The 18,734-nt window shown below is 47.7% G+C and carries 16 protein-coding genes; 13 read left to right on the forward strand and 3 right to left on the reverse strand.

Annotated elements, in window-relative coordinates:
• The first annotated feature begins 8 nt into the window (after positions 1–8).
• From H4O27_RS10515 to H4O27_RS10560, 10 genes are all read left to right on the forward strand, one after another.
• Positions 9–1,181, forward strand: coding sequence for a glycosyltransferase (locus tag H4O27_RS10515; protein ID WP_165008789.1), 1,173 nt, complete (start codon positions 9–11; stop codon positions 1,179–1,181).
• On the forward strand, positions 1,174–1,791 hold the full coding sequence (locus H4O27_RS10520) for a sugar transferase (RefSeq protein WP_165008787.1): 618 nt from the start codon (positions 1,174–1,176) through the stop codon (positions 1,789–1,791). Before H4O27_RS10515 ends, H4O27_RS10520 begins: the two co-directional genes overlap by 8 nt.
• Positions 1,778–2,752: an ATP-grasp domain-containing protein gene (locus H4O27_RS10525; RefSeq protein ID WP_165008785.1), complete on the forward strand. Its 975-nt coding sequence runs from the start codon at positions 1,778–1,780 to the stop codon at positions 2,750–2,752. The genes H4O27_RS10520 and H4O27_RS10525 overlap by 14 nt, the downstream gene beginning before the upstream one ends.
• The gene (locus H4O27_RS10530; protein ID WP_165008783.1) at positions 2,739–3,419 is read left to right on the forward strand and encodes an HAD family hydrolase; all 681 of its coding nucleotides are present in this window, start codon (positions 2,739–2,741) and stop codon (positions 3,417–3,419) included. Before H4O27_RS10525 ends, H4O27_RS10530 begins: the two co-directional genes overlap by 14 nt.
• A gap of 24 nt (positions 3,420–3,443) precedes the next feature.
• On the forward strand, positions 3,444–4,226 hold the full coding sequence (locus H4O27_RS10535) for a formyltransferase family protein (RefSeq protein WP_165008781.1): 783 nt from the start codon (positions 3,444–3,446) through the stop codon (positions 4,224–4,226).
• Positions 4,219–5,394 carry a DegT/DnrJ/EryC1/StrS family aminotransferase gene (locus H4O27_RS10540; protein WP_165008779.1) on the forward strand — a complete coding sequence of 392 codons (1,176 nt, stop codon included), beginning with the start codon at positions 4,219–4,221 and terminating at the stop codon, positions 5,392–5,394. Before H4O27_RS10535 ends, H4O27_RS10540 begins: the two co-directional genes overlap by 8 nt.
• 93 nt (positions 5,395–5,487) lie before the next feature.
• Entirely contained in the window at positions 5,488–7,389 is a 1,902-nt protein-coding gene (locus H4O27_RS10545) for a nucleoside-diphosphate sugar epimerase/dehydratase (protein ID WP_165008777.1), read from the forward strand.
• Between the two features lie 72 nt (positions 7,390–7,461).
• Positions 7,462–8,598 carry a polysaccharide export protein gene (locus H4O27_RS10550; RefSeq protein ID WP_165008776.1) on the forward strand — a complete coding sequence of 379 codons (1,137 nt, stop codon included), beginning with the start codon at positions 7,462–7,464 and terminating at the stop codon, positions 8,596–8,598.
• 26 nt (positions 8,599–8,624) lie between these two features.
• The gene (locus H4O27_RS10555; RefSeq protein ID WP_165008775.1) at positions 8,625–9,077 is read left to right on the forward strand and encodes an arsenate reductase/protein-tyrosine-phosphatase family protein; all 453 of its coding nucleotides are present in this window, start codon (positions 8,625–8,627) and stop codon (positions 9,075–9,077) included.
• A gap of 71 nt (positions 9,078–9,148) precedes the next feature.
• Positions 9,149–11,308: a polysaccharide biosynthesis tyrosine autokinase gene (locus H4O27_RS10560; RefSeq protein WP_165008774.1), complete on the forward strand. Its 2,160-nt coding sequence runs from the start codon at positions 9,149–9,151 to the stop codon at positions 11,306–11,308.
• A gap of 167 nt (positions 11,309–11,475) precedes the next feature.
• Here the strand turns inward: H4O27_RS10560 and queA are convergent, their stop codons facing one another.
• Positions 11,476–12,516: a tRNA preQ1(34) S-adenosylmethionine ribosyltransferase-isomerase QueA gene (queA, locus tag H4O27_RS10565; protein ID WP_165008773.1), complete on the reverse strand. Its 1,041-nt coding sequence runs from the start codon at positions 12,514–12,516 to the stop codon at positions 11,476–11,478.
• A gap of 370 nt (positions 12,517–12,886) precedes the next feature.
• On the opposite strand from queA, the gene accB reads away from it, so the two are divergent.
• From accB to prmA, 3 genes are all read left to right on the forward strand, one after another.
• On the forward strand, positions 12,887–13,339 hold the full coding sequence (gene accB, locus H4O27_RS10570; RefSeq protein WP_165008772.1) for an acetyl-CoA carboxylase biotin carboxyl carrier protein: 453 nt from the start codon (positions 12,887–12,889) through the stop codon (positions 13,337–13,339).
• 121 nt (positions 13,340–13,460) lie between these two features.
• Complete coding sequence (gene accC, locus H4O27_RS10575) at positions 13,461–14,825, forward strand: acetyl-CoA carboxylase biotin carboxylase subunit (RefSeq protein WP_165008771.1); 1,365 nt, start codon at positions 13,461–13,463, stop codon at positions 14,823–14,825.
• A 162-nt stretch (positions 14,826–14,987) separates the two neighbouring features.
• A complete protein-coding gene (gene prmA / locus H4O27_RS10580) occupies positions 14,988–15,875 on the forward strand; it encodes a 50S ribosomal protein L11 methyltransferase (protein ID WP_165008770.1) in 888 nt (295 codons plus the stop codon).
• A 177-nt stretch (positions 15,876–16,052) separates the two neighbouring features.
• On the opposite strand, the gene H4O27_RS10585 is transcribed toward prmA, so the two are convergent.
• Both H4O27_RS10585 and H4O27_RS10590 read right to left on the reverse strand, forming a co-directional pair.
• Positions 16,053–16,670 (reverse strand): nuclease-related domain-containing protein, encoded by a 618-nt coding sequence (locus H4O27_RS10585; RefSeq protein WP_165008769.1) that lies wholly within the window; start codon positions 16,668–16,670, stop codon positions 16,053–16,055.
• A 252-nt stretch (positions 16,671–16,922) separates the two neighbouring features.
• Positions 16,923–18,701 carry an extracellular solute-binding protein gene (locus H4O27_RS10590; RefSeq protein WP_165008767.1) on the reverse strand — a complete coding sequence of 593 codons (1,779 nt, stop codon included), beginning with the start codon at positions 18,699–18,701 and terminating at the stop codon, positions 16,923–16,925.
• Between the last annotated feature and the right edge of the window lie 33 nt (positions 18,702–18,734).

Consider the following 18,734-nt stretch of genomic DNA (forward strand, 5'->3'; position numbering starts at 1 on the left):
TCTGAACCATGACAATTACGATTGTTGCCCCTTATTGTTCATTACCGAACGAACCACATTTCAACCGCTTTTGGTATTTGGCTGAACTACTGGCTCAACAACACGATGTGTTATTAATCACCAGCAATTTCAAACATTACGATAAATCTTTCAGACGGCCTGAAGATGCCGAAGCCGCTTCGCAAGGCCGTCTGAAAGTGATGTTGATGAAAGAAAGCGGTTATCAAAAAAACGTTTCATTGGATCGCGCCAAAAGCCATCATGTCTTTGTGAAAGAGTTTGAGCAATGGTTGGCGCAGTGTCGGCCCGGAGAACAAGATATCGTGTTCTCCGCTTATCCATTGATTGCCACCAATCTTTTGCTGGGCAAGCATAAGAAGCGTTTAGGCTACAAACTGATTATTGACGTGCAAGATGTATGGCCGGAATCATTTTCATCGGTTATCCCTTTCTTGAAAAAAATTCCGCATAACTTATTGCCTTTTGCTTCAAGAGCCAATCAAGCTTATCGCTATGCCGATGGATTGGTTGCCGTATCGCAGACTTATCTGGATCGTGCAAAAGAAGTGAACCCGAATGTTCCCGGCGAAGTGGTTTATATCGGTGCAGACTTCCCTAAGCTCAATACGGCAGGTGCAAAAGACTTTGGTGACGACAAAACACGTTTTTTCTACTTAGGAACCTTGAGTTTCAGCTATGATGTAGAAACGGTTTGCAAAGGCATACAGAAGCTTTTGGATAAAGGCGAAAATGTCGAACTGCATATCATGGGCGGCGGGCCTGATTTAGAGAAGCTGAAACAATATGAAAATGCTTCGATTAAATTTTATGGCTACATTCCTTATGCAGAAATGATGTCAATCGCTAAAGGCTGCGATGTGTCAGTAAATGCCATTCATTCATATGCCATGCAGTCGATTACCAACAAGCTGTCGGATTATATGGCTTTACAAAAGCCTATTTTAAACAGTCAGGTAAACGATGAAGTCGCAGAAGTTTTACAGCTGCTGCCCCACGCCAACTATCGCTCGGGCGATGTTGAAAGCTTTGTACGGGCCGCACAAAAAATCTTATTGCATAAAAATGATCCTGTGCAATCTGAAGAAATCATGCGCCGTTTTAAACGCGATGTCTCCTACCAAAGAATTGTTAACCTTATTGAAAGATTAGGTCATGAATAAACTGATCAAACGCCTATTCGACATTGTTGCTTCGGCGGCCGGTCTGATTATTTTGTCACCGGTATTCTTAATTTTGATTTATCTCATTAAAAAGAACCTAGGCTCGCCGGTATTTTTTACCCAAGAGCGCCCGGGTGAAAACGGTAAGCCGTTCAAAATGATTAAATTCCGCTCCATGCGTGATGCCGTTGATGCTCAAGGCAACCCTTTGCCCGATAGTGAACGTTTAACACCTTTCGGGCGCAAATTGCGTGCCACCAGCCTCGATGAACTCCCCGAACTTTGGAATGTCTTAAAAGGTGAAATGAGCTTAGTAGGCCCTCGTCCATTATTAATGCATTACCTGCCTCTTTATAACGATTTCCAAAACCGCCGACATGAAATGAAACCCGGCGTCACCGGCTGGGCGCAAGTCAATGGCCGTAATGCATTGTCATGGGATGAAAAATTTGCCCACGATATTTGGTATATCGACAATTTCAGCCTTTGGCTGGATATGAAAATTTTATTCTTGACGGTTAAGAAAGTATTTGTCAAAGAAGGCATCTCTGCAAACGGGGAGGCCACTATGCCGTATTTCACAGGTAATAAGACTAATGAAGAAAAGTAATATACTCATTTTATCTGCAGGCCGTCGTGTAGAGCTGGTCGAGGATTTCAAAACCGAAGCAGCCAAACTTAACAGCGGCATCCAAGTATTCACAACCGATTTAGCTCCTGAATTATCTGCTGCCTGCCATGCTTCTGACGGTTCTTTTACCGTGCCTGCTATTCATGACGATACATACATTGACAGCATTTTTGAGCTGGCGACGAATCAATCAGTTGGCTTGATTATTCCAACGATTGATACGGAGCTGCAAAAATTAGCAGATGCACGCCTTCGTTTTAATGAAGCCGGTATTCATATCATTATTTCCGACAGCGAATTCATTTCTTTATGTCGCGATAAACGAAAAACTGCCGACCTGTTTCTCAAACATGGCATTACATCACCGAAAATCTATGACCGTCATGATTTAACTTTCCCTTGTTTTGTCAAACCATATGACGGTAGTCGTGCAATCGGTGCCAAGCGTATTGACAGCCAATCCGATATTTCAGATGAAATGATGGCGGACCCTAAATTAATATTCTGCCAACTAATTGATATTATTAATGAATTTAAAGAATTCACCGTCGACATCTACTACAATAACGAAGGCCGTCTGAAATGCATGGTTCCTCGTGAACGCATTGAGGTGCGCACAGGAGAAGTCAGCAAAGGCGCAACCCGCCGTAATCGTTTATATGATGTGTTGCTTGAGAAAATGAGCTTTTTGAAAGGTGCTCGGGGGTGCATTACTGCCCAATTTTTCTACAACCCAAATACTGATGAGTTTTATGGTGTGGAGATTAATCCGCGCTTTGGCGGTGGCTATCCGCTTACTTATGCAGCCGGTGGTAATTATTTAGGTTGGCTGATGCAAGAATATCTCTTCAATCAAAATGTTCCATTTTTTGATGAATGGGAAAATAACCTAATCATGTTGCGCTACGATGCGAAAGTTTTAGTGCATGAAAATAATTAATCCTACTAAAAGTATTATCGTATTTGATCTCGACGATACCCTGTATTCAGAACATGAATATAAATTATCCGGGATTAGGTCAGTTATCCGATTAATTTCCGACTTATATTCAAGCTGGACAATTGAAGAATTAGAGAATGCAGTTAAAAAAGATGAACATAATTGGCTAGATGCACTATGCCGGTATTGTTACTTTAATGATTCTGAAAAAAATACCTTGCTATGGCAATATCGGCTGCATCAGCCGAATATTCACCCATATATTTCTTCGCATGACTTTTCAGAATTAATAACAGATTTCATTGCAACTGCCTTAATTACTGACGGTCGAAGCATTACGCAGAGATTAAAACTGCAATCTCTCGGCATCCACAACCTATTTGATGATGTTCTTATATCTGAAGCATACCGTTCAGAAAAACCCTGTGCCGAACGCTTTGAATATATAGAAAACAAATACAGTAGAGAAAATTCTAAATTTATTTATATCGGCGACAATATTAAAAAGGATTTTATTACACCGAAGCTTATGGGTTGGTTAACCATTGGATTAGAAGCTTCAGAAAACAATATTCATATAAATGATCCTAATGACTTTACCTCTGAATACCATCCACACTTTTGGATTAAGTCATTAGATAAGCTATCTGATTTTATTATTAAGTAATCATCCAACTTTGGGAATATCAATATGATTAAAATTTTATTTATGGGCCGTAAACAAGTCTCGGCAAGTTTATTAACTTTTTTGTCGGCTCAGCCAAATGTAGAAATTGCCGGTGTATTAACAGACAGCCACTTACAAGGCTCACCCACCACGGCAGCCGCAAATAAATTAGGTCTGCCTTTATATACATTTGATACCGCTCTGGCCGCAATGAAAGAAGGCCGTCTGAAATATGATTTGGGCTTATCTATTTTGTACTGGCGCAAATTGCGTGATGAATTTTTAACTACCCCCTCTCGTGGCACCATCAATTTCCATCCGGCTATTTTGCCTGAATACAAAGGCACTGGTGGCTACAATTTAGCCATTATGGATGCATTAAATGAATGGGGCATTTCCGCGCATTACGTTGATGCCTCCATTGATACCGGCGAATTGATTGAAGTTGAGCGTTTTGCCATGGATTCGAAAACTGAAACGGCACAATCACTCGAGCAAAAATCCATGGAAGTATTAGAGCCTTTCGCACAACGCATTATTATGCAAGCGGTGAATAGCCCTGAAAAACTGCCTACTACACCAAATATCGGCGGCCGTTATGTAAGCCGAGACGAAATGGAGTCCATGAAGCAGATTCAACCGGATGACGATATAGACCGTAAAATTCGCGCATTCTGGTTCCCGCCTTACGATGGTGCTTACGTTGAAATCAACGGCCAAAAATACACTTTAACCAATCGTCAAATTCTGGAAGAAGTGGCACCGAAAAATTCAACCAGCCTTTTTGCAGGAAAAGCAAATGCTTAATACCTCTCTCTCTCCGTGGCCTAGCTTCACCCAAGAAGAAGCGGATGCAGTATCACGCGTACTGCTGTCAAACAAAGTAAATTATTGGACCGGCACTGAATGCCGCGAATTTGAAAAAGAATTTGCCCAATATATTGGAACTGAATATGCCGTTGCATTGTCAAACGGTACGTTGGCATTGGATGTTGCACTTAAAGCTATGGGTATTGGTGCGGGTGATGATGTCATTGTGACCTCACGTACCTTTTTGGCTTCCGCTTCATCCATTGTTACCGCAGGTGCCAATCCGGTGTTTGCCGATGTTGATTTAAACAGCCAAAACATCAGCGCCGAAACCATTAAAGCCGCGCTAACCCCAAATACCAAAGCGATTATTGTGGTGCATCTGGCCGGTATGCCCGCCGAAATGGACGACATCATGGCTTTGGCAGAAGAACACAAATTATGGGTCATTGAAGACTGCGCGCAAGCACACGGTGCCAAATACAAAGGCAAATCGGCCGGCTCTATCGGGCATATTGGCGCATGGTCGTTCTGCCAAGACAAAATCATGACCACCGGGGGCGAAGGCGGCATGGTTACTACCAACGATAAAGATTTGTGGAACAAAATGTGGTCTTACAAAGACCACGGCAAAAGCTACGATGCCGTTTACCGCCGCGAGCACGCCCCGGGTTTCCGTTGGCTGCATGAAAGCTTCGGCACCAACTGGCGCATGATGGAAATGCAAGCCGTCATCGGCCGCATTCAAATCAAACGCATGCCGGAGTGGACGGCCAAACGCCAAGCCAATGCCGAACAATTAACCCAATCGTTCCGCAAATTCAGCAGCATCCGTCTGGTTGAAGTTGCTGATTACATCGAACATGCGCAGTACAAATATTACGTTTTCGTCAAACCGGAAAACTTGAAAGAAGGCTGGACACGCGACCGCATCATCAATGAGTTGAATGCACGCAAAGTACCGGCTTATCAAGGCAGCTGCTCGGAAGTGTACTTGGAAAAAGCTTTCGAAGGCACACCATGGCGCCCGAAAGAGCGTTTGAAAAATGCCGTCGAATTGGGCGAAACCAGCTTGATGTTCTTGGTGCACCCTACTTTGACTGCGGAAGAAATGGCTTTCTGCTGCCGGAATATTGAAGAGGTTTTGACAGAAGCAACTGCGTAAACATCTTGTTTTTCAGACGGCCCCACACACGCTTTAAGGCCGTCTGAAAAATCGTTTGACCGACAGTTTTACTATTTTTCAGAAAATACCAAAATGAATTTGGAAACCTTATTAGCTTTACCCCGCAACATGAAAAAGGCATTTTTTGTCATTCATGATGTGGCGATGATTTTCATTGCCTTTTGGTTTGCCCAAAGCTTGAAATCCCATTATTCCGATGAATGGCTGAGCATAACCAACTGGCTGGCGTTCATCGTAACTGTGGCGGCAAGCATTACTGTTTTTGTACGTTTGGGTCTTTACCGCGCGGTTACCCGTTATGTCAGCACGCGCGTATTAACGTCTGCCGTGATTGGCAGCGTCATTTCGGCTGCGGTCTTTTTCCTCAGCATTCTGATTTTTGAGCAGCGCTTAACCTTTGCACTGCCGCTGGTTTATTTCTTGTTTTTGGTGGTGTTAATCACCAGCTCGCGCATGATTTTGCGTGCGATTTTGTCCGACAGCCAAGCCAAACAAATGACACCGGTCATTATTTATGGTGCCGGCCGCTCTGGCCGCCAACTATTGGAAGCCATCAAGCAAGTGCGCGAATACAATGCCGTGGCTTTTGTCGATGATGACAAAAGCATTCAGCGCAGCGTCATTTATGACTTAACCGTTTATGCACCGAATCAAATTCAAAGCCTAATCGACCGCTATGGTGTCGAAAAAATCTTGCTGGCGATTCCAAGCTCAACGCAAGAAGAGCGCAAAGCGATTATTGCGCATTTGGAAAAATATAAATGCGAAGTCTTGACCATTCCGGGCATGAAAGACTTGGTTGACGGCAAAATCAACGTCAGTTCTTTGAAAAAAATCTCGGTAGTCGATTTGTTGGGGCGTGATCCTGTTGAGCCACGCGCCGATCTTATGCGTGCGGATATCACCGGCAAAATCGTCATGGTCACCGGTGCCGGCGGTTCGATTGGTTCTGAATTGTGCCGGCAAATTTTGCGCTGCCGTCCGGCCAAATTGCTGTTATTTGAATTGTCTGAATTTTCTTTGTACAGCATCGACAAAGAATTGCGCGAGGCGCAAGCCGAAACCGGCAGTGAAATTGAAGTATTGCCGCTGTTGGGTTCGGTACAAAACAAGGATCGTCTGTTAAGCATCATGCGTGCTTACCGGGTCGAGACTGTCTACCATGCCGCGGCATACAAACATGTGCCGATGGTTGAATTCAACACTATCGAAGGCATTCAAAACAATATTTTCGGCACGCTCTTCTGCGCGCAAGCGGCGGTTGAAGCCAATGTCGATACTTTTGTTTTGATTTCGACCGACAAAGCCGTGCGCCCGACCAACACCATGGGCGCCAGCAAACGCATGGCCGAGCTTTGTTTGCAGGCATTGGCTGCCGAGCCAAACCAACACACCCGTTTCTGCATGGTACGTTTCGGTAACGTATTGGGTTCGTCCGGTTCGGTTATGCCTGTATTTGAAAAACAAATCGCAGCCGGCGGCCCGATTACCCTCACCCACCAAGACATTACCCGCTATTTCATGACCATTCCGGAAGCAGCACAATTGGTGATTCAAGCCGGCGCGATGGGTAAAGGCGGTGATGTGTTTGTGTTGGACATGGGCGAATCGGTCAAAATCATCGACCTTGCCAAACAAATGATTAACCTCAGCGGCTTAAAGATTAAAGATACATTACATCCCGAAGGTGATATTGAAATCAAAATCACCGGTTTGCGCCCGGGTGAAAAGCTGTATGAAGAACTGCTCATCGGCGATGAAGTACAGAAAACCCCTCATCCGCGTATCATGACCGCCTGCGAAGTAATGCTGTCATGGCCTGAGTTATCTGACATACTCGCACGCATGGAGTCTGCATGCCGGCACATGGACCAAGCCACACTTCGTTCTTTATTGTTGGAAGCACCAACCGGCTTCAACCCAAAAGACGACATTTGCGACTTGGTTTGGCAGCAACATCAAGAGGCCGTCTGAACCTACAGACCACCGCCGTTTCTTTCAGACGGCCTTTGAAATTTCTTAAGATTGACAAGGACATCCTGACACATGAAAAAGCTTACTTTAATCAGCTTATCATTCCTCATTTTTGCCGGCGGGTGCAGCAGCACAACCATCATCCCCGGTTCTTCACTGAAAACCAATAAGAAAACCATTATTTACGGTGAAAACGAAACCGCGGCCGATACCAATTTGGACAACCGCGTAGCGGTATTCCCTATCACGCTCAACCTGATTGAGCGTATGCGCGAGCCGGTCGTCAAGGCTCAAACTAACCATAGCTTAGCCCAACAAAAATCCAACTATCAATACCGTGTCGGTAATGGTGACGTCCTGAATATCATGGTATGGGCGCATTCGGATTTAAACTCCCCTGTCCAACAAAACAACCCGCAAAACCATCAAGTTAGCCGGGGCGCATGGGTGGATGAGCGCGGTTACATTTCCTATCCTTTAATTGGCAGCATCCATGCCAAAGGCAAAACCATTAATGAGCTGCAAAATATTTTAACCTCCCGTCTGCGCCGTTATCTGAAAAATCCGCAAGTCGTGATTAACGTCACTGAATTCCGTTCACAGCGCGTATCGGTTGCAGGTGCCGTTACCCAAGCCGGACAATTGCCGATTACCAATATCCCGATGACCATTTTGGATGCCATCAACCAAGCCGGCGGCGTAGCATCTAATGCCGATACGCAAAATATCAAATGGACGCATAACGGTGTTGACCGCACCATTTCGCTGCAAAACATGTTGCAATACGGCGATATGTCGCAAAACCATATGCTGAGTAACGGCGATATTATTTATGTACCGGACAACAGCAACAGCAAAGTATACGTGATGGGTGAAGTCGGCCGTCAAACCGCTCTGGCCATCGGCAACCACGGTATGAACTTAACCCAAGCCTTGGGTGATGCGGGCGGCATGAACCAAAACTATGCCGATGCTACCGGTGTCTTTGTGATTCGCCGAGCGCCGAGTGATTTGGAAAAACCGATTCACGTGTATCAGCTCAATTTGCGTGATGCCACTGCCTATGCCGTTGGCAGCGAATTCAAATTGCGCGCAGAAGACGTGATTTATGTAACCGCCGCACCGGTTGCCCGCTGGAATCGTGTGGTTTCTTTGATTACCAACTCCATCAGTAATGTCAACTCTTTGGATAATACATTTGGTAACTAATTATTAGGTTTTACTGCTAACTGCTTATGTTTCAAAATATTTTAATTGTCTGCCACGGAAATATCTGCCGCTCACCGACTGCCGAACGTATTTTGCAGAAAAAACTGCCCAATCATCGCATCAGCTCGGCAGGTATTCAGGCACTCACCGGAAAAGATGCCGATTTCCAAGCCATCAAAACCGCGCTGAAACACGGTGTGGTTGTTGCCGGCCATACCGCGCGGCAATTAACTGATGAAATATGTGATAAAGCCGATTTGATTTTGGTGATGGAACCGGAGCAAATCGACAAAGTGGCCGATATCCAACCCTCTGCCCGCAGCAAAACCATTTTGTTTGCCCAATGGTTAAACAAAAAAACGGTTCCCGATCCCTTCCGCCAAAGCCCGGAAATGTTTGAAGCCGTTTTTCAACAGCTCGAAGAAGCGGCGCAAAGATGGGCGCAAAAACTAAACGACTCTCGACACAACCCCTTGTGACTTCCGGATACATGAACATTCGCGAGTCATGAATTAAGATTACTTTTAAGTTTTAAAAAGAAAGTTAACTGATGACGAAACCAACAACATCAGCACCTGCCGCCAATGATGAAATCGATATCGGCCGTCACATACACAACCTGTGGGCGAATAAATACAAAATCGCAGCAGCCGTTTTGGCCGGCGGTATATTGGGCGCCCTGTTCAGCTTGGCTGCAACGCCGGTTTATCGCGCCGATGCCATGCTGGAAATCGAAACCAAACAAAACCAGATTCTGACCGAAATCAACAGCATTTTTTCTAATGAGCCTTTACCTTCGGAAGCGGAATTAGAACTGATTCAATCACGTTTAGTATTGGGAAAAACAGTTGATGATTTGCATTTGAATCAAGAAATTACCCCTAAGTTCTTTCCGGTTTTCGGTCGTTTGGCCCATAACCTAAGCAATGACCTTAAGCCTGAATTGAAAGTCAGCACTTTTACCGTTGAAGAAGAATGGTTCAACCAACCGATTAAACTCACCGTACGCAACAATAAATCATTTATTTTGACCCTGCCGGATGAACGCGCCGTTGAAGGCCGCGTTGGCACACCGGTACGCATCAACAATGAAACCGTGTTGAAAATTGATCAGATTTTGGCCAATCCTGATCAAGAATTCTTGTTAACCAAATTCTCAAGACCAAGTGCTATCGCCAATCTGAAGACTAAGCTGAGTGTTTCCAGCAAAGGTAAAACCAGCCCAATTATTAATCTGACCTATACCGGCACCGACCCTGAAAAAACCAGCATTATCTTAAACAGCATCGCCGATAACTATGTTGAGCAAAACCGCGAACGCGATATTCAAGTTGCTTCCAGCGGCTTGGCATTCATCAGCGAAGAATTGCCACGTCTGAAAGAAACATTGCAAGACGCAGAAAATAAACTCAATGCCTATCGCCAAAGCTCAGGCTCTCTGGATATTCCATTGGAATCCAAAGGTGCATTAGAGAGCCTGACCAGCATTGAAACCCAAATCACCATGCTGCGTACCGAAGAAGCCGGTTTGGCCGAACTCTACACGCCGGAGCACCCTTCTTATAAAGCCGTATTGGATAAACTGTCGGTTTTGGAAAATGCCAAAAACAAAATCAACCAACAAATTGCCAACCTGCCGAATACACAACAAGAAGTGATCCGCCTGACACGAGATGTGGAAACCAACCAAGCAACTTATGTGCAATTATTGAGCAAACAGCAAGAGCTGAATATCATGCGTGCCAGCGCACAAGGCAATGTGCGCGTGGTTGACCATGCTTATCCGCCGGAAATCCCTATTGCGCCACGCAAAGCCGTGATTATTTTATTGAGCGCATTAGGTGCCGGTACGCTTGCCGCACTATGGCTCCTGCTCCGAGGCGGCTTGCGAAACGGCATTACCTCTTCGGAAGAAGTCGAAGATTTGGATATGGAAGTGACCGCACTGGTACCGCATTCGCAAACCCAGCAAAAGCGCGACAAATTAAAAGGCCGATTCAAATCATTATCGAACCGCCCTGCTTATTTGTTGGCTCATGAGGAAGGCACCGACGTAGCCGTCGAAGCCGTGCGCGCTTTACGCACTAATATTTACTTCTCCATGTTGGAAGCCAAAAACAACGTATTGATGATTACCGGTGCCGCACCGGAGGCCGGCAAATCGTTTATTTCGGCTAACTTGGCCGTGGTGATGGCTCAATCAGGCAAAAAAGTATTGGTGATTGATGCCGATATGCGCAAAGGCTATTTACAGCAATCCTTCGGTACCGATTCAGAGTTTGGTCTGACCCATATTCTGTCCGGCCAAGCATTGCCTGCCCAAGCCGTACAAGCCACGGCCATTGAAAACTTAAGTGTTATCGGCAATGGCGGCTACCCAAGCAACCCGTCTGAACTGTTGTTAGACAACCGTTTCAACGAATTGCTGGCTTATGCCCAAGCGCATTTTGACTACGTCATCATCGACACCCCGCCGGTATTGGCCGTGACCGATGCATCGATTGTGGGCCAACATGCCGGCACCACCCTGATAGTGGCACGCTACGGCGACACCACCGCCAAAGAATTGGACATCAGCGCCGACCGTCTGAAGCAAAGCAATGTCCAAATCAAAGGCGTCATCTTAAACGGCATGAAACGTGAAGACAACAGCAGCTATGATTACTATGCTTATGCCGATTATGGCAATAATGCTAAAACCAAGAAATAACTGCCGACACAAAGGCAAAGGCCGTCTGAAACATTTCAGACGGCCTTTTTATAGTGGATTCACTTTAAAATAAGACAAGGCAGCGAGCCGGAGACAGTATAGATAATACGGCCAGGCGAACCAACGCCGTACTATTTTAAAGTGGATTCACTATAGTTGCCATCCAATTAATCTTCTGCATGTTCAACGCGCCCCAAAATCATCGCATCACCATAGCTGAAAAAACGGTATTCCTGCGTCACGGCGTGTTGGTACACATCACGGATGTGCTGCATGCCCGATAATGCGCTGACCAGCATCAACAGCGTCGATTTCGGCAGATGAAAATTGGTAATCAAGCGGTCAACCACGTTGAAACGATAGCCCGGCGTAATAAAAATATCGGTATCGCCCTGTCCGGCTTTCAGACGGCCTGTTTCCCGCGCTGCAGATTCCAACGCCCGCATTGACGTGGTACCGACCGACCACACCCGATTACCGCGTGCTTTGGCCGCTTCAATCACCGCTACTGTTTCAGACGGCACTTCAAACCATTCGCTGTGCATTTTATGATCGGCAATATTGCCCACGCGCACCGGCTGGAACGTACCCGCCCCCACATGCAAGGTCACTTCCGCCATTTCCACGCCTTTGGCTCTCAACGCCGCCAGCAGTTCGTCGGTAAAGTGCAAACCGGCCGTCGGCGCGGCCACCGCCCCCTGATGCTTGGCGTAAACCGTTTGATAACGGCTGTCGTCTTTATCATCCGCCGCGCGTTGAATGTAAGGCGGCAAAGGCAAATGGCCGTTTTGCTCTAATAATTCGTAAACCGTTTGCGTGCCATCAAAGCGCAGGCAGAACAATTCCTCCTGCCGCTCAACCATTACCGCCTTAATTCCGCCTTCAAAAATCAATTCCGTGCCCGGCTTGGGCGATTTTGACGAGCGCACATGCGCCAAGGCGGTATGTTCGTCCAAAACGCGCTCAATCAGCGCTTCGATTTTTCCGCCGCTGGCTTTTTGGCCGAACAAACGCGCTTTAATCACTTTGGTGTTATTAAACACCAGCACATCGCCGGCTTCGACATAATCAGGCAAATCGGCAAAATACGCATCTTTTAGCGGCATATCAGGCAAAGCCACCAGCAAACGGCTGCTGCCGCGCACTTCGGGCGGGTGTTGTGCGATTAATTTTTCCGGCAATTCAAAGTCAAAATCAGCAATATCCATAATTTTTTTCACAATCCAAAGCAGCCGTTATTATACGCATATTTCTTCTTTTCAGACGGCCTGTTTTCTTATAAAACCAACCGATTAGAATATATACTCTCATTAACAAACCCATCTTGGCTTCCTTTTGGATTCTTGACATTTACCGCCAAAATAAGCGGTTTTTCGATATTTTGCTAGACATTTTGCCGTAACTTCGGGAAAATACCTTGGTTAAATTCCAGCTACGGCCGGCATATTCTCTATCTCATTTGTCTGTTGCCGCATTCAACGGTAACGGGCAAACACAATCTGATTTCAACATCACTATGTAACTATTTAACGTAACACGGCTCTGCAACAGACCGTCTCTATTTATTAAGGAACCAAAATGGATTTGCGCAAACTGAAAAAACTGATTGATTTAGTTGAAGAATCCGGTATCGCTGAAATCGAAGTCACCGAAGGCGAAGAAAAAGTCCGTATTACCCGTGCTACCGCCGCTCCGGCACCTGTTTATGCTCCGGCTCCGGTTGCCGCGCCTACCGCCGTGACCGCTGCTCCGGCGGCCGTTGCCGCACCTGTTGCAGAAGCACCTGCACGCAATTTGGCTGATGCCCAAAAATCACCAATGGTCGGCACTTTCTACCGCGCCCCCGGCCCGAACGCCAAGCCGTTTGTGGAAGTCGGCCAAAGCGTGAAAGCCGGCGATACCTTGTGCATCATCGAAGCCATGAAGCTGATGAACGAAATCGAAGCCGAGAAATCGGGCGTGGTCAAAGAAATTCTGGTGGAAAACGCCACCCCTGTGGAATTTGGCGAACCATTGTTTATCATCGAATAATCCGCTTTCAGACGGCCTGACAAAAATAGGCCGTCTGAAACTTTTCGGAACATTTGAAGCATAAACATTTTCAGACGGCATCCTGATCAAAAGGCCATCTGAAAAATACAGGAAAATCATTATGTTGAACAAAGTATTAATCGCCAACCGCGGTGAAATCGCCCTGCGCGTTCTGCGTGCCTGCCGCGAAATGGGCATTGCCACCGTTGCCGTGCATTCCGAAGCCGACAAAGACAGCCTGCACGTCAAATTGGCCGACGAATCTGTGTGTATCGGTCCTGCCAATTCCGCACAAAGCTACCTGAATATCCCCGCGTTGATTGCCGCCGCCGAAGTCACCGGTGCCGACGGCATTCACCCCGGCTACGGTTTCTTGGCGGAAAATGCCAATTTTGCCGAACAAGTGGAGCAATCCGGCTTTACCTTTATCGGTCCCAAAGCCGACACCATCCGCCTGATGGGTGACAAAGTTTCTGCCAAACACGCCATGATTGAAGCCGGTGTGCCTTGCGTACCGGGTTCGGACGGCGCCTTGCCTGATAATGACGAAGAGATCCTGAAAATCGCCGATAAAGTCGGTTTTCCGGTAATTATTAAAGCATCGGGCGGCGGCGGCGGCCGCGGTATGCGCGTGGTTGAGAAAAAAGAAGACCTGATTCGCTCGGTCGAAATGACCAAAACCGAAGCCGGTGCCGCATTCGGCAACCCGATGGTGTATATGGAGCGTTATCTGCAACGTCCGCGCCACGTGGAAATTCAAGTGTTGGCCGACGAACACGGTAATGCGATTTATTTGGCCGAGCGCGATTGCTCTTTGCAACGCCGCCACCAAAAAGTCGTCGAAGAAGCCCCTGCACCGGGCATCACGCCGGAAGAGCGTGCCAAAATCGGCCAGGCTTGCGCCGATGCCTGCAAACGCATCGGTTATCGCGGCGCGGGTACCTTTGAATTTTTGTACGAAGACGGCGAATTCTTCTTTATCGAGATGAACACCCGCGTTCAGGTCGAGCATCCCGTGACCGAACTGATTACCGGCGTAGACATCGTACAAGAGCAAATCCGCATCGCCGGCGGCCTGCCGTTGCAATACACCCAAGACGACATCCGAATCGAAGGCCACGCTTTTGAGTGCCGTATCAATGCCGAAGACCCGTACAACTTCATTCCCAGCCCGGGCTTGATTGAAAGCTGCCACTTACCGGGCGGCTTGGGCATCCGCGTTGACAGCCACATCTACCAAGGCTACCGTATCCCTCCGTTTTACGACAGCTTGATCGGTAAAATCTGCGTGGTCGGCAAGAACCGCGAACAAGCAATGGCGAAAATGCGTGTAGCGCTGGCCGAATTGGCTGTAACCGGCATCAAAACCAACGCACCGCTGCACCGCGATTTGTTCAAAGACGAAGGCTTTGCCCAAGGCGGCGTAAGCATTCACTATTTGGAAAAATGGTTGGCGCAACGCCAAGCCGAACTAGCCGGGAAGTAAGCGGATAATCATCAAGGCCGTCTGAAACGAAGGGAAGCCGCCCTGTCTTTCAGACGGCCTTTTTCAATCCGCGCGCATCCGTTACAATAAACCTATTTCACTCATTGCCGTCTGAAGATGCCGTTTACCGTTTCAGACGGCCTATCCCGATAGAGACCGATTATGCCATACCAACAAATTACCCTCGCTGTTAAAGACACTGTTGCCGAACCGTTGGCCGATGCTTTAATGGAACACGGCGCGCTTTCTGCCGCCATTGAAGATGCCTACGCCGGCACCGAGAACGAACAGGCCATTTTCGGCGAACCGGGCATGCCGACCGAGCAAATCTGGCAGCAAAGCAAAGTGATTGCCCTGTTTGGCGAATGCGATGATGCCGCTGCCGTAATCAATACTGCTGCACAAGCCTGCGGTCTGACCGACTTAAACTACTCCGCCGAAATCTTGGAAGATCAAGACTGGGTGCGCCTAACCCAAGCCCAATTTGACCCGATTCAAATTTCGGATCGCCTGTGGATTACCCCTTCTTGGCACGATGCCCCCGATGAAAACGCCGTAAACCTGCAACTTGACCCCGGCTTAGCCTTCGGCACCGGCAGCCACCCGACCACCCGCCTGTGTCTGCAATGGCTGGATGCGCAATTAAAAGGCGGCGAAAGCGTATTGGATTACGGCTGCGGCTCAGGCATTTTGGCGATTGCCGCCTTGAAACTGGGCGCAGGATCGGCGGTGGGTGTGGATATTGACGAACAAGCCATCCGCGCCAGCGGAGCCAATGCCGGCCAAAACAATGTGCAAGCGCAATTCTATCTGCCGGATGCCCTGCCCGAAGGCCAGTTTGATGTCGTGGTGGCCAATATTCTGGCCAATCCTTTGCGTATGCTCGGAGAAATACTGGCCGGCCGCACCAAATCGGGCGGGCGCATTATTTTATCGGGCTTGCTAGACGAGCAAGTGGAGGAATTAAGCGAAATCTACGGCCAATGGTTCGACATCGAACATGCCGAAATCGATGAAGGCTGGGCGCGTTTAAGCGGCGTGAAGCGTTAATTGATTCAATCAAAAGGCCGTCTGAAAGATAAACTTTCAGACGGCCTTTTAATGATTTATAGTGAATCTACTATAAAATAGTACGGCGTTGGTTCGCCTGGCCGTATTGTCTATACTGTCTCCGGATCGACGCCTTGTCCTATTCTAAAGTGAATCCACTATATTTCATTCACCGGCTTAAGCACCAAAACCTACACAGTTAAACACCACATCAAATTCGCTGTTTTCCAACGAGGCACGAATCTCGGTGACTTCTTCATCGGTAAACACCACTTCATCATATTGCGCGACAAATTCTTTAAAATCGCTGATGTCCAACACATTATCCGGCATCATGGTTTGAAAACAGCAATGTTTGGGAAACACCACCACCGAATAAAACATTTTCTGCGACACCGATAATTGATCCGCCAATGCCTGAATATATTGCTGGTTTTTCAACAACGGGTTTTCGAATCGGGCTTGATTTTTATGCAGCTTACACGTCCACATGCCATTACCGTCGTCACCCCAAATGCGGCCTTGCCGGTTCGGCGTATTCACCACAAAAATACCAAAGCGAGACACATACACGCAATCGATTTGCTCATGCTCGCCGGCGCAGCACACATCCAAATTCGGAAAAGCGTGGTAGTTTTTGGCCTCCAATAAGCATTTGGCGCGCACATTTACGGCAAAGCGCGCGGTAAAATTTCTCAACCAATGGGTTTTAGCCAGTATGGCCGCCAAAGCTACAGGAATCGCCCACCATAGATAAACAAACAGGCCGTCTGAAAGATTAAAAGAAGCATTCATTGCATTTTCCACGTAATTATAGCGGATTCACTTTAAAATAGGACAAGGCGGCGGGCCGGAGACAGTATAGACAATACGGCCAGGCGAACCAACGCCGTACTATTTAAAGTGGATTCACTGTATATATTTATTGGTTTCAGCAGCACTTATTCATACTGCATTTTTTCCATCATTATAAACCAAATAATATTATTTACAATAAAAATAACCGCTTATCTGTATTTTTTACCCTTTACCGTAAGCCCAACCGCCTTACGGTTTTATCCACGCCGAGCTGAGTACCCAATCCAGCGGGCTGTAATATTTCGGCAAGATGCTTGGAATGCCCAGATTGTCACGGTAAACCACGCGATAGCGGTCGCTGAACCAATTGGGCACGACAATATATTGATGGCGCAACACCCGATCCAAAGCGTGGGAAGAGATTGTCAATTCTTCGCGGCTGCTGAAATTTTCAAAGCGTTTGAGCAACACATCCACCGCCGGATCACACACGCCCGCCCAATTGCGGCTGCCTTCGGTTTTCGCCGCTTCGCAACTGAAATAGTTAAACTGCTCATTGCCGGGGCTTTCGCTGTTGGCATACGCCACAATCGTCATGTCGTAGTCAAACGCATTCATGCGTTTTTGAAACACTGCCGGATCAGCAATGCGTATGGTCATGCCCACGCCGATTTTGGCCAAATCACGCTGCCATTTAGCGGTAACACGCTCGTAGGTTTTGCTCGGGCTTAAAAATTCAAACATCAGCAACCTACCCTGTTTGTCCACCAGCTTGCCGTTTTGATAACGGTAGCCTGCTTGTAGCAATAATGCACGCGCTTTCAAAAGCTGCGGACGTACACCGATTTGCGGATCCACCACCGGCGGCTGCGGCACGTTTTGCGTCAACACCGCCTGCGGCAACCGCGTTTTCACCGTGTTCAGCAACACCAATTCCGCGCCGCTCGGTTTGCCTGCGGCCTCCATCGCGCTGTTGGTGAAAAAGCTGTTGCTGCGCCGATATGCGCCGTAAAACAGCTTGGTGTTGGTGTTTTCAAAATCAAAGCTTTCCACCATCGCTTGGCGCACCAAAACATTGTCAAACGGCTTGCGGCGCTGGTTCATCACAAAGCCCTGCATACCGGCGGTATTGCCGTGCTGCCATTCGTGTTTGCCCAAGCCGCGTTTTTTCAGTATGTCATCAGGGTAGGCGCGCGCCCAATTGCGGGCGACGTTTTCCTGCACAAAATCATACCGGCCGCCCTTAATGCCTTCAATGCGCACGCTGTCGTCTTTGAAATACCTAAAGCGCACGGTATCGAAGTTATACCGCCCTTTGCGCACCGGCAAATTCCGCGCCCAGTAATTTTTATCGCGACGGTATTCGCTCAAACGGCCGCTGTCAACGCGGACAAAGCGGTAAGGGCCGGAGCCGATGGGTATGGCGTTGGCCGACGCTGCCAACCCTTGCGGATAGCTTTTGTGTGAAAACACCGGCAGTTCGCCCAAAATCATGTGCAATTCGGCGTTTTTCTTCTTGAAGCGAAACACCACCGTGCGCGCTTCGGGCGTGTCCACTTTGGCGACATCGCTCCAGTAAAATTTATACATCGGCGCGGCGGCTTTGTCTTGAGTTAAAGTTTTGAACGAAGCGGCCACGTCTTTGGCCAATACCGGCTCGCCGTTGTGAAAACGTGCTTTCGGGTTGAGCTTAAACGTGACCGACAGGCCGTCTGAAGCCAAGCTGACATCCTCTGCCAACAAGCCATACATGGCAAACGGCTCATCCAAGCTTTTTTCCATCAGCGTATCCAGCGTCAAGGCCACCACCCCCGCTTCATGGTCGCCCTTGAGCGTAAACGGATTGAGCGTGTCAAACCCGCCCTGCACCGGCAGCGTCAACGTGCCGCCTTTGGGCGCATTCGGGTTCACATAATCAAAGGCTTTGAAATGCGGCGGATACTTCGGCGGCTGCCCCAAACCTAAACCGTGGGCGGCAAAGGCTGAAGACGTGGCGAGCATGAGGGAAACAAAAGCGGTGGTTTTCATGGCGGATTTGAGTTCGAATTTAGAATTAATGAA

This window comes from Neisseria yangbaofengii, assembly GCF_014898075.1.
In the GTDB taxonomy this organism is placed as follows: domain Bacteria; phylum Pseudomonadota; class Gammaproteobacteria; order Burkholderiales; family Neisseriaceae; genus Neisseria; species Neisseria yangbaofengii.